The organism is Blastopirellula sp. J2-11, from assembly GCF_024584705.1.
Lineage (GTDB): Bacteria > Planctomycetota > Planctomycetia > Pirellulales > Pirellulaceae > Blastopirellula.
On record NZ_CP097384.1, the window covers coordinates 4,988,241 to 5,000,690 of the forward strand.

General features: G+C 57.5%; 11 protein-coding genes and 1 tRNA gene. 8 read left to right on the forward strand and 4 right to left on the reverse strand.

The window, feature by feature from the left end:
• Positions 1-49: 49 nt before the first annotated feature.
• Positions 50-1,687: a DUF1549 and DUF1553 domain-containing protein gene (locus tag M4951_RS19655; protein WP_262023332.1), complete on the forward strand. Its 1,638-nt coding sequence runs from the start codon at positions 50-52 to the stop codon at positions 1,685-1,687.
• Between the two features lie 16 nt (positions 1,688-1,703).
• Positions 1,704-2,999: a DUF1501 domain-containing protein gene (locus M4951_RS19660; protein WP_262023333.1), complete on the forward strand. Its 1,296-nt coding sequence runs from the start codon at positions 1,704-1,706 to the stop codon at positions 2,997-2,999.
• Positions 3,000-3,141: 142 nt separating this feature from the next.
• Here the strand turns inward: M4951_RS19660 and rpsI are convergent, their stop codons facing one another.
• Complete coding sequence (gene rpsI, locus M4951_RS19665; protein WP_262023334.1) at positions 3,142-3,624, reverse strand: 30S ribosomal protein S9; 483 nt, start codon at positions 3,622-3,624, stop codon at positions 3,142-3,144.
• A gap of 19 nt (positions 3,625-3,643) precedes the next feature.
• Complete coding sequence (rplM, locus tag M4951_RS19670; RefSeq protein WP_410050406.1) at positions 3,644-4,105, reverse strand: 50S ribosomal protein L13; 462 nt, start codon at positions 4,103-4,105, stop codon at positions 3,644-3,646.
• A gap of 356 nt (positions 4,106-4,461) precedes the next feature.
• On the opposite strand from rplM, the gene M4951_RS19675 reads away from it, so the two are divergent.
• The 3 genes from M4951_RS19675 to M4951_RS19685 all read left to right on the forward strand — a co-directional run bounded on the left by M4951_RS19675 (position 4,462) and on the right by M4951_RS19685 (position 7,652).
• The gene (locus M4951_RS19675; protein ID WP_262023335.1) at positions 4,462-5,709 is read left to right on the forward strand and encodes an NAD(P) transhydrogenase subunit alpha; all 1,248 of its coding nucleotides are present in this window, start codon (positions 4,462-4,464) and stop codon (positions 5,707-5,709) included.
• A 257-nt stretch (positions 5,710-5,966) separates the two neighbouring features.
• Complete coding sequence (locus tag M4951_RS25670) at positions 5,967-6,239, forward strand: NAD(P) transhydrogenase subunit alpha (RefSeq protein WP_040353265.1); 273 nt, start codon at positions 5,967-5,969, stop codon at positions 6,237-6,239.
• A gap of 30 nt (positions 6,240-6,269) precedes the next feature.
• Positions 6,270-7,652 carry an NAD(P)(+) transhydrogenase (Re/Si-specific) subunit beta gene (locus M4951_RS19685; protein ID WP_262023337.1) on the forward strand — a complete coding sequence of 461 codons (1,383 nt, stop codon included), beginning with the start codon at positions 6,270-6,272 and terminating at the stop codon, positions 7,650-7,652.
• Here M4951_RS19685 and M4951_RS19690 read toward each other — a convergent pair.
• Positions 7,649-8,134, reverse strand: a complete 486-nt coding sequence (locus M4951_RS19690; protein WP_262023338.1) for a hypothetical protein — start codon at positions 8,132-8,134, stop codon at positions 7,649-7,651. The genes M4951_RS19685 and M4951_RS19690 overlap by 4 nt on opposite strands.
• A gap of 329 nt (positions 8,135-8,463) precedes the next feature.
• On the opposite strand from M4951_RS19690, the gene M4951_RS19695 reads away from it, so the two are divergent.
• The 3 genes from M4951_RS19695 (at position 8,464) to M4951_RS19705 (ending at position 10,916) form a co-directional block, all read left to right on the forward strand.
• Complete coding sequence (locus M4951_RS19695) at positions 8,464-10,008, forward strand: PP2C family protein-serine/threonine phosphatase (protein WP_262023339.1); 1,545 nt, start codon at positions 8,464-8,466, stop codon at positions 10,006-10,008.
• Positions 10,009-10,093: 85 nt separating this feature from the next.
• A tRNA-Leu gene (locus M4951_RS19700) sits at positions 10,094-10,178 on the forward strand.
• 225 nt (positions 10,179-10,403) lie between these two features.
• Positions 10,404-10,916 carry a hypothetical protein gene (locus M4951_RS19705; protein WP_262023340.1) on the forward strand — a complete coding sequence of 171 codons (513 nt, stop codon included), beginning with the start codon at positions 10,404-10,406 and terminating at the stop codon, positions 10,914-10,916.
• A 464-nt stretch (positions 10,917-11,380) separates the two neighbouring features.
• On the opposite strand, the gene M4951_RS19710 is transcribed toward M4951_RS19705, so the two are convergent.
• On the reverse strand, positions 11,381-12,310 hold the full coding sequence (locus M4951_RS19710; protein ID WP_262023341.1) for a metallophosphoesterase family protein: 930 nt from the start codon (positions 12,308-12,310) through the stop codon (positions 11,381-11,383).
• Positions 12,311-12,450: the final 140 nt, after the last annotated feature.

Here is a 12,450-nt window from a genome sequence, read left to right on the forward strand (position 1 = left end):
CCAACGCAGGTAATTAGTACAACGGAATTGTGGGAGGAAAAAAATCGTCATGTGGCTACGAAATCTGCTCTTTCTTGGCATCTGCGGAATCGCGGTCTCGGCCGTGGTCGGCGGACTTGTCGTGCCGCAGCGTCCTCCCCAAGTTGCGGAAATCGCCCATCCGCTGGATGAAAGTCAGCAAAACGAGATCCAGCTAGTCGCCGATCGCGTCGACGAGCAGTTTCAACAAGTCTGGTCGGACGCCGGTCTCGAGATCGCTCTCCCGGCGGATGAACTGACGCAAATTCGACGAATTTCCCTTGGATTGACCGGCACGGTCCCTTCCCTGGAAGAAATCCGCGTACTGGAAAGTCGCCCCGCTGGGGACCGGCTCTCTTGGTGGCTCTCCAAAACATTCGCCGATCGGCGCTATGGCGATTTCGTCGCCGAGCGACTTCGCCGCGCCTATGTCGGCGTCGAGAATGGACCGTTTCTTATCTATCGCGGACGCCGGTTTCTGACCTGGCTCAGTGATCAACTAATGGAGAACCGTCGTTACGACCAACTGACCCGCGAACTGATTTCTGACAATGGGCTGTGGACCGATGCCCCCGCGGTCAACTTTGTGACCGCGACCATCGATCAGGACGGAACCCAACGCCCCGATCCGGTGAAGTTGGCGGGGCGCGTCACGCGAGCCTTTCTAGCGACGCGACTCGACTGCGTGCAATGCCATGACGACAACATGGGGGGCGACCTGAAACAGAGCGATTTTCACGAGCTCGCTTCGTTCTTTCGCGAAGCGGAAAATTCGTTTGTCGGTATTCGTGACGATACCAAAGCTATCTACGAATATCAGTATCTCTACGACGACCAAACGACAACCGTCGCGTCCCAAGTCCCCTTCAATCAGGACCTGCTGCAAGAGGGCGCGACAGAGCGCGAACGTCTCGCCAACTGGGTGACCCATCCCGAAAACCGCCCCTTTGCCCGAGCGATCATCAATCGGATATGGGCGATCACCACCGGCAAGCCGCTGATTGAACCGGTCGACAGCATCCCGTTAAGCGGTTCGTTCGAAACCGGCGAATATCCGCCGGGCCTAGAACCGCTGGCCGATGACTTTATCGCGAATGGGTTTGATCTGCAGCGACTCATACGCGTGATTGTTGCGACCAAAGCGTTCCAACGCGATAGCCAGGCCAATTTTGAAATCACCGCTGCTCACGAAGAAACCTGGGCCGCCTATCCGGTCACTCGCTTGCGCCCCGAACAAGTGATCGGCGCGATCCAGCAAGCGGCCGCTTTGAAGACGCTCGACGCGGAAAGCCACATTCTGACGCAGCTGATCAACTTTGGCGAACACAACGATTTTCTCAAGCGTTACGGCGACGCCGGTGAAGATGAGTTCGCCGAGCAAGGAGGGACAATTCCCCAGCGCCTGTTGATGATGAACGGCAATTTGGTCAAAGAACGAACGAAAGACAATCTCCTCCGCAATTCCGCGACGCGACTGGCGATCCTTTCGCCTGATCCTGCCGCCGCTGTTGAGGTTGCATTTTTGACCACGTTAACGCGACGCCCTAACCAGGCGGAAGCAGATTACTTTGTCGAGCGATTGCGTGATGATTCGCTCAATCCTCGCCAAAAAGTAGAAGACTTGATCTGGGCATTACTGAACTCTTCCGAATTTGCCTGGAATCACTAAGCGATAAGGTTCAGCGATGACTATCCAACATTCCCAGTGCGGCGGAGCCGATCATTTTTCGCGGCGAACGCTGCTCAAAGCGGCCGGCGGATTGCCTTGGTTGACGCCGTTGGCCGCGCAGTTGGCGGCGGCCGCTGCAGCCGACAAGAGCGGCGCACCCGCCAAGTCGGTCATCGTCCTGTGGATGCAGGGAGGTCCAAGCCAGCTGGAAACGTTTGATCCGCATCCCGGCAAAATGATCGGCGGCGACACCCGGCGAATCTCGACCTCCGCCGCCGGCGTCGAGATCTCCCATCTCATGCCGAGCACCGCCGAAGTAATGAACCGCATCGCGCTGCTACGCGGCGTCACCAGCAAAGAAGGAGATCACGAGCGGGCGACCTACAACATGAAAACCGGATATCGCCCTGACCCGACTCTCCTACATCCGGCGATCGGCGCTGTCATGTGCCATGAACTCTTCAGCACAGGCGTCGAGATTCCCCGGCATGTCTCGATTTTCCCCAATCAATGGCCGGCTCACGGCGGGTTCCTGGGCAACAAGTACGACGCGTTCAAAATGGATGATCCGCTGGGCGACTTGCCCGATTTGCCGCGGCGCGTCGCCGACGAACGGTTCGCCCAACGCCGCAAAGACCTGGATATCCTCGAGCGCTCGTTTACCCGCGGACGACGCTCCGATCTTGAGCAAAACCGTACGCTCCATCTGTCGACGATCGACAAAGCGATCACGATGATGAACTCCGAGCAGATCCAAGCGTTCAACATTGAAGACGCACCGCAGTCGCTGCGGCAAGATTTTGGGGATACGCCGTTCGGCCGCGGATGCTTGTGCGCGGTGCAACTAATCGAAACCGGCGTTCGCTGCGTCGAAGTGACGCTCAGCGGCTGGGACTCGCACATCAACAATCATGAACTGCAGAGCGGGCGGGCCGCGGAACTCGACCCGGCTTTCTCGGCATTGGTGCGACTGCTGGAAGAGCGTAATCTGCTGAAAAGCACCGTCGTACTATGCGGTGGAGAATTTGGACGTACGCCCAAGATCAATCCAGCCGGCGGCCGCGATCATTGGCCCCATGGGTTTAGCGTCGCGCTGGCAGGCGGCGGCATCCGCGGCGGAGCCTGCATCGGCGAGACCGATCCCGCAGGCAGCAAAGTGACGCCTGACATCGCTGGCTCGGTCGGCATCGCCGACATCCACGCGACGATCTACCAGACGCTAGGGATTGACTATCACCACATGTACGACACCCCCATCGGCCGCCCGATGGCGATCAGCGAAGGCAAGCCGATCGCTGGGATCCTGGCGTAGAGAGAGAAAATGGGGTCAGGTCCCAATTCCGCAGCGGAATTGGGACCTGACCCCATTTTCTCGGCCTTCGGGCTACGAAGAATAAAAAAAGCTCGCCCAATGGGCGAGCTTCTTCTGTATCTGGAAAACCAAGTTCGAGCGATTAACGCTTCGAGAACTGAGTTCCGCGGCGAGCGCCACGCAGACCGTACTTTTTGCGTTCCTTCATGCGAGAATCGCGGGTCAGGTGACCATTTTCTCGCAGTGCCGGGAAAGCGTCGGCGTCCATCTTCGCCAGAGCACGACCAAGGCCCATGCGGCAAGCGCCAGCCTGGCCCGAGGTGCCGCCGCCGTTGACCAAGATCCGGATATCGATCTTGTCGACATAGTCGGTGTCATGCAGCGGGCCCATGAACGAAACCTGGTCTTGGAGGTTCGGGAAGAAATCTTCCAGCGAACGACCATTGATCGAGATCTTGCCGCTACCGCTTTTGATGCGGACGCGAGCTACGCTCGACTTGCGACGACCAGTCCCAAGAATAACCCCCTCAGCCGGCTTCGCTTTCTTAACAGGAGCTGGAGCCGGAACCGGATCGGCTTCTACGGGCGTTTCGACAGTTGTTTCGCCTGTTTCGTCGGTCGACATGATATTCCCTTAGTATCGCTTACTTGCGTTTCTTTTGTTTGACTTGACCCAGCCCCGTGAGCGGCTGCGGCTGCTGGGCTTGATGTTCATGCTCAGGACCGACGAAGATCTTCAGTTTGTCGAGCATCTTGGTCGCCAGCTTGTTTTTCGGCAGCATCCGACGGACCGCATCTCGCAAGATCCAGTCAGGGTGACGCTCCAGGCGCTTGCCAGCCGTTTCGGTACGCAGCCCCGGGTAACCGGTGTACCAATTGTATTCTTTTTTGTCCCATTTGCCGCCGGTGAACTTCACCTTCTCAGCATTCACGACAACGACATAATCGCCAGTGTCGACATGGGGGGTATAGGTGGGGCGGTGCTTCCCCATCAAAATCATGGCCAAATCGCTCGCCAAGCGACCGACGATCTGGTCTTCCGCATCGACCAGCCACCATTGCTGATCGACTTGACCGGTCTTCGCCATGAAAGTTGTAGTCGACATAATATCCTGGCTCTCAGTTTATCCTGGCACAACAGTCCACTCCGGCTCACTGATTTTGAACCGGATCTTTGATTTTCCCGCGTAAAACCGGACTTCAGCGCCACAGCAGGGCCCAGAACGGTCAGGGGAAACACGGATTTTACCGATCCAGGGGCTATTCCGCAAGTGAGCGCCGCTGCGATTGTAAGAAAGGGAGAAAACCCGCAACTACCTTGTCATAACTTCGCGGAAAAAGGGTTCACAGAGACGGCTGCGTGTGTAAGAATTTTCCACGATTTGAGTTGTGTTGCGCGGCCAAGTACCCCGCTCGCTACAGAAATCCCCAGTCGCCGCGCCCCACGACCTAGGGAAAAAACATGATTATTGCCGTCGTACGCGAAAATTTTCCGGGTGAACAGCGTGTCGCCCTGATACCCGCGTCCCTCGCCCCGTTACAAAAAGCTGGCGCCGAAATTCTCGTCGAAACCGGCGCTGGAGTCGCCGCCGGCTTTCTGGACGCCGATTATGAAGCCGCGGGAGCCAAAATTGTCTCCTCCCGAGCGGACGCCTTCGCACAGTCCGACATCGTCTTCCAGGTTCGCTCCCTCGGCGCCAACCCAGAAGCGGGGAGAGTCGACCTCGATTTGGTCAAACCGGGCCAAATCCTTGTCGGTGGATGCGATCCGCTCGGCAACCCTGCCGCGATCGGCGAAATGGCCGGCAAACAGGCCACTCAGTTCGCCCTGGAACTAATTCCCCGCATTACCCGTGCACAAAGCATGGATATGCTCTCATCCCAAGCGACGATCTCCGGCTATCGCGCCGTTTTGATCGCGGCGATCGAGTTGCCCAAGATCTTCCCGATGCTGATGACTGCGGCTGGCACGCTGAAGCCCGCCAAAGTCTTTGTGATCGGCGCCGGCGTCGCAGGCTTGCAAGCGATCGCCACGGCGAAGCGACTAGGCGCTGTTGTGCTAGGCTATGACGTTCGCAAAGAAGCGCAAGAGCAGATCGAAAGTCTCGGCGGTAAAGCGGTCGACTTTCACCTCGAATCGAGCGGAGCGCAAGACAAAGGAGGTTACGCCAAAGATTTGGGCGAAGACTTCTATAAGAAACAGCGCGAGTTCATGGCCGACACGGTTCGCGAGTGCGATATCGTCATCACCACCGCCGCAATCCCAGGCAAAAAATCGCCGCTGCTGGTGACCACAGATGCGGTCAACGGCATGCGGCCCGGCTCGGTCTTGGTCGATCTGGCCGCCGAGCGCGGAGGGAATATCGAGCCGAGTCAGGCCGACACGCGCGTCGAACACAACGGCGTGCTGATCCTGGGGCCAACTAATCTTCCCTCGGAAGTTCCCCAACACGCCAGCCAAATGTTCTCGAGCAACATCACCAAGTTCCTGCTCAACATGGTGAAAGATCGAGAGCTGAAGATGAACTCCGAGGACGAGATCATCGCTTCAACGCTGGTCGCTCGCGATGGTGAAGTCGTCCATCATCGGATTCGCGAGATGTTAGGCCTCGCGGCGAACGAACCGCCGCAATCGCCAGCGGAAAACGACAAAATACCGCTGGATGGTGATGATGAACCGGCGCCTCCCTCAGAAGGAAACGCAACATGAGATGGCTCTTGCTACTGCTGCTGATCTTGGGAAGCGCGGCGTCAGTGACGGCGCAGGATGCGGCGACGCCCCCAACCGACGACAAGCCGGCTGCGACAGAGCCCGCCCCAAAAGCGGAGCCTGCCAATGAAGCCGCACCCGCTGACAAAAATGCACCAAGCGAAACGTCCGCGTCGGAACCGGAAGCGAACAAGACGCCGGAACCTGTCGATGCAGCGCCGCAGGCCAAGGAGGCTGGATTTACCCGCTACCACGCGTTGGTCGCTAGTTTGACGATTTTCATTTTGGCGATCTTCATCGGCTTCGAGCTCATTACCAAAGTGCCGCCGACGCTGCATACGCCGCTGATGTCCGGCTCCAACGCGATCAGCGGAATCTCGATCGTCGGAGCCTTGATCGCCGCGAGCGCCGGCGATTCGTGGCTGGCCGCTTTCATCGGTCTGATCGCCGTCATCTTGGCGACGATCAACGTGGTGGGAGGTTATCTAGTGACGCATCGCATGCTGGAAATGTTCAAACCGAAACGATAACGCAAGTCAGCCTCAACGAAGGAACTTTTAGTGTACGACGCCTTGATCAATCTGGCTTACGTCGTTTCGGCGATCCTGTTCATCTTCGGGCTGAAGTTCATGTCCCATCCGCGGACGGCGGTCAAGGGAAACCTGGTCAGCGCCGGCGCGATGCTGCTGGCGGTGTTGCTAACGCTGCTCGTTACCGGGATCGGCGCCTATATCATTGCTGGTCTGGTGATCGGCAGCATCATCGGCGTCGTCCTAGCGGTCAAAATTCAAATGACCGAAATGCCGCAGTTGGTTGCGTTGTTTAACGGCTTTGGCGGAGCGGCCACCGTCTTTGTCGCCGGAGCCGAACTTTTGCGCCCTAACACGGCAACCACGCCTGACGTGTTGCTGGCGGCGGCGCTATCCGGCATGATCGGCGCCGTCACCTTTTGGGGCTCGCTGGTCGCCTATGGCAAGCTGCAAGAGTTGCCGATGTTCAAAAAGCCGATTGAGATCCCCTCGGGCCATCTCATCAACGCCATCATGGTGATGGTGCTGCTGCTATTGATCATTTTCATGACCGGCGCCGGCTACTCTGTTTTGCCCTATCTGTTGATTGTGATTATCGCGTCGGTATTGGGAGTGACTCTAGTTGCGCCAATTGGAGGCGCCGACATGCCGGTAGTGATCGCGCTGCTCAACTCTTACTCGGGCTTGGCCGCGGCGGCGACAGGGTTCGTCATCGAAAACAACGTGTTGATCATCTCCGGCTCGCTGGTCGGAGCTTCGGGAATCGTGCTGACGCAGATCATGTGCAAAGCGATGAATCGCTCGCTGCTCAACGTGGTGTTCGGCGGCCTGCAATCGGCCGCCGCTTCAACCGGTCCCGCCGCCGACGAGGTCTACGCCAACGTTCGCTCCACCTCCGCCGACGACGTCGCGATGATCCTGGATGCGGCCCAGCGCGTGGTGATTGTGCCCGGTTATGGTTTGGCCGTCGCCCAGGCGCAGCACGCGGTGCGAGACTTGGCGACGCTGTTGGAAGAGCAAGGAATCGAGGTTGAATATGCGATTCATCCCGTCGCTGGACGGATGCCGGGACACATGAACGTCCTGCTGGCCGAAGCCGATATTCCCTACGATAAGCTGCGTGAGATGGACGACATCAACCCCACAATGAGCCAGGTCGATGTGGCCATCGTGTTGGGCGCCAACGACGTGGTCAATCCGGTCGCCAGTACCGATCCCCATAGCCCCATCGCCGGGATGCCGATTATCCACGTCGACAAAGCGCGAACCGTCATCGTCATCAAACGCAGTCTCAGTCCCGGCTTTGCGGGGATTCCGAACCCGCTGTTCGCCGCCGATAACGCTTTGATGCTTTTTGCCGACGGCAAAAAAGCGATTCTCGATATTGTGACCGCGATCAAAGAAAACGCCTAACCTGCCAGGCGCGTTGCAACCGACGACGCCAACGACATCGCACACGCTTCGACCGGTTCCCAATCGCAGCCATTCCAGCGCTCGATCGCCGTCCATTGATCACGTTCAATCGAACGTAGCGAAGCGTACCAATGCAGTGGATTGCTCCCCAATCGGCGCGCCAGCGCTTCTATCTTCAAGCGATCCCCCGGCTGCATCCCGCACATCGCGGCCATCTCGCGCCACGACGCCAACGCACAGGCCGCACCGATCTCGATACGGAACAGCCCATCGCAAAACAGATCGGTTTGCGTCCGATCGCAGCGCAAGATAGAACCATCGATGCGCCGCACCGCTCGATTGGCGGTCGCTTCCCATTGGTCGTTGGCCGAAAACCAAACGGCCGGTCTCATGCGACTCGAATTACAGGAGATCGCTGGCTTCAATTCTCCACTCGCAAAGATCGCATCGATACGGCGACCGTTGGTGTAATGCCATCTCATTTTGTTCGGACCCTCGTTTCCCGCCTGGTGAACTTGGAACTGTCCTTTTGTCCACTACCCAACGGACACCTTTGGTCATTTCGAAATTCCAGCGGTGACGATTTCACGGGTTCTTCCTGTGAAAACTCCACGTAATAGGTACGAACTGCCGCCGCATCTGTGAAAATAGGAAAAGCAGTTAATGCGTGCTAGCTGTGACGCCGATTCCCTAACTGTTCGACGAAGGATGTCGACGCAGGCTTGTGGGTGCTATGGATCAGCGCCTCGAGTTTTTATCGCCACGGACGAGGCGGAAATGGAAAAATGCAGATTCCAATTGGCGTGCAACTATGGCTCGGCCCTTTCCCAGCTATCTCCGCATTCACCGTCACGAAGCGGCGCGACCGTCCTCGGGCGAGAAGGCGATCTTCCCAGGCCTTTCGTCCGCGAGTGCGGCCTTGGTCGAAGCGTTCGGCTGTCATTTAGAGTACCGCGCTGGTTCGGCCGGCGATGGCTACGCTGTGGTTGACCTGGACGGCAAAACGACCGGGCGATTGCTGGTCAAACCGGTGCTTGATGACTCCGAGTTTTCGCCTCCTCGCGAAGTGGCCCAAATCGCCGGCGCCATGGCTGAAATGATGTCGGAAGTGCAGCGGCTACGCACCGGCATGATCCGCGTCGAAGCGGAACTCGCCGCCAACATCCCGGTCTCGGCCGTGCAGTCGAAAAGCCATATCGCCGACAAACTGCAGGCCGTCATGCGAGGAGCGCTGGAAAACGTTCATGCATCGGCCGCCGCGATCTATATGCTGGACGATTCGACGAGCGAATTGAAGCTTCGCGCCGCGCTCAATCTGCCGCCTGATCGCTTCCTCGAACCGGCTCGTCCGCTCGCTGCGGCGATCGCCGACCTTGAGGCGCTTGCCGGCAACGCCGTCGTGCTCGAAGACACCGCGCTTTTGCCGCATTGGCGCTGCCCCGAGAACTATCCTTCGGCTTGCTGCATTCCCGTTTCGACCAGCACCAATCCGATCGGCACGCTTTGGATTTTCTCCGAAGAATATCGGGACTTCACGACGGCCGAAACGCAAACGCTGGAGATCATCGCGGGCCGCATCGCGTCCGAGTTGGAACTCGACGTACTACTGAAGGATAAGACAGATTCGCACGACCTGACGCATCAATTGACGGCGATCGCCGCTCAACAAGATCACCAACTGCCGCACGTCAAACCGCTGCTTGAAGGTTGGGACCTGGCCGGGTGGACCGAACAAGCCGAACAAGCCGGCGGCGACTTCCATGATTGGTCGATGCTGGATGATGGCGCGCTCGCGATCACCGTAGGAGATTCCGACGGCCGACAAATGGAAGCGGCGATGATGGCCGGGCAATTGGCTTCCGCCGTCAAATCTCACGGTCGTTATGCTCCGGACGCCCGCACGCTGGTCAATCGCGTGAATCACACCTTCTGGTCGACCTCGGCCGGAGATCGGTTTGCGTCTCTCTCCTATGGAGTGATTCATCCTGACACGGGCCTGATCGAGATCGCCAACGCCGGCGAGACCTGCGGCCTATTAATCACGCCGGATGGTTGGGAAGAACTGTGGGAAATGTCGTTCTTATTGGGCGCTAGAACCGACGTCGATCCCCGCTTTGTCGAACGCCGGCTGAAGCCTGGCTCGGCGATCACGATGATGTCGTCCGGCGTTCGCGAATACCTTTTCGACGAGGCTGGTCCAGCCGGGATCTCCCAATTTGCCGAAAAACTTCGTGAGCACCTGGAATTGCCAGCCGATCGAATTTTGACGGCAGGGCGTGAACTTCTCGCCAAACTGCACCGTCCTATCGCGTGTGACCAGACCATTTTTGTGGTAAAACGCCGGCCAGATCGGTAATCGCCCCCCGCTTGACCCGCAGGGTGGTTTTCCTAGACTATTGTGTTCCACTACGGTCGCCGCAAGCGACTGTAGTGGTAGCCACGGGCTAGTGGCGGAATTGGCAGACGCGCTAGGTTGAGGGCCTAGTGTCCGTAAAGGACGTGCTGGTTCGAATCCAGTCTAGCCCACTTTAAAGATCCCATTGTTTCGCCCGCTTCACCGCGCCGCGAGCAATGGGATTTTTCCTTTTCTTGCCGAGATTCGTAGCCTGGGCAATCTCTACGAACGACTCCCCTTCTGGCCGGGAGTCCAGCGCCCACGCTGATATGAACGAAGGCCCCGCGTAACCTGGCCATTTGGCTGGCATCTCTTTGGTAGGCGAGTAAACTATTTACGCATGAAGGAACTTTCCCATGTCCGCTCTCGCGATTTACACACTCATTCACGTCGCAATCAGCCTGGTTGGCATCGTTTCTGGCTTTGGATTCGCTTATTCCCTTGTCAGTTCACGGCCTCACCCGGCGTGGACCGCAACCTTTTTCATTTCGACGCTGTTGACCAGCGTGACCGGTTTTGGATTCCCGCACCTCCAACTCACCCCCGGCGTCATCATCGGGATTTTGTCGCTGATCGTTTTGGCGACCGCGGCGATCGCTCGGTATGTCGGCCACTTGCGATCAGGCTGGCGGATCACGTATGTCGTATCCGCTTTGGTCGCGTTCTACTTCAACTTTTTCGTGCTGGTGGTGCAGTCGTTTATGAAGATCCCGGCGCTTCACGCGTTAGCGCCGACAAACTCGGAACCGCCGTTCGCGATCGCCCAGTTGGTCGTCCTGGTCGCCTTTTTGGTCGTCGGCTACTTCGCCGTGCGACGTTTTCACGAAACGCCGACCATTCCCACCACCCCGGTGACCCCGGTCGTGTAGAGGATTTCGCCTTGTCGGCGAAAAATGATTTCGATCTACTGAATCACGCTCGGGCGCAGGGCCCCCGTCAAAGAGTCACGCTCGAGCGCAATAGAAACCGGGCTCGTTCTCACGACGAGTCCGGTTTTTTTCGTGTTTTCACCTCGAAATATTCGTAGACCGAGTCAAGGTCCAGCAACTTCGCACACTGCAACAAAGCAAAAGCGCGCCGTTTGAAGTTGCGCTATTTGCAATTCGCGAACGATCGAACACGAATAAAGGACGTTAATACGGCCAGAATCAACCGGAAATCGTCACACTAGCCCGCCAGCGCCAGCGAGGAAATAGAGTTGGCGATCCTAACACGGATTGAAGTGGCGAGCCGTATTCCCTCGCTGGCGCTGGCGGGCTAGTGTTCGATGGATTCGAAATAGCGCAACCTCAAAACTTCAACAGGCGCGTCCCAGCCTACGGATACTTATTCCCTACGTCACCGGCGTCCAACCATAGTCGACGTACTCATACTGGAAAGACCCGTTCGGGTTTAAATCGACCAAACCAAAACCTTCCTGCACGCCGCGATGCGGGCCGCGCCACCAACCGCCGGAGACGGCGCCGCCGCAGATATAGGTGACTCCTTGGTATTCGATCCGCTCCAACTGGTGATGATGTCCCGAGAGGGCCAACTTCACATTGTGCTTGGAAAATAAATTTCCCAGTTTCGCGGCGTCGCGGCACATGGCGCTAAATCCGACACGATAGGCGAGATCTTCTTCGCGGCCGTTATCGAACGTCGTAACCGTATAAATCGGAATATGACTAACGACCACCGCCGGAGTTTCGACGGGCTTCGCTTCTAGATCTTGTTTCAGCCACTCGAACTGCTCTTCTTCGAGATAGGCCTGATAGCGGTTGTTGGGCGCCATTTGAATGTCGTCCAAGATATAGAACCGCCAACCTCCTTGGTCAAACGTGTAGTAAGTCTTTTCGAGTCCCAGCTTTTCGCAAACCAGCCCTTTGCCAAACTCGGCGTCTTCCGGTTTCACATCTTGCTTGTGCGACCAGCCGAAAACATCGTGGTTGCCGATGCAGCTGCGAAACGGAATATCGGTTTCCCCTTGGATCACGTCGCCGTAAAGCGAAAACAGCTGGTCGGCCCGCTGACGATTGTGGGCGAAAATATCCATCACCATATCGCCGCCGGTGACAATCACTTCCGGCTTTTTCTCCAAGGCATTGACCGTCGCTAAGCACTTACGAAATCCTTCGCCGGCTGCAAGCTCTGGCTGAACATGAATGTCGGTCAAATGAGCGAAACGAAACGGCTTTGCCGCTTCCTCGGCGCCAGCCAGACGCGGCAACATACAGCCGCCGAGCGTTGCGCCGGCTAGTTGGAGAAAATGACGTCGTTGCATCGAATCGGCTCCTGCGTTTTGGTACCGGGTTTTCCAACTCTCAAGATAGCAATTCCAGGCTGTTTCGATTCTAGCCGATGCGAGTTGTTCACGGAAACTTTACGTGGCTCCGAAGATTGCCGGGTATCAGCGCACGAAAA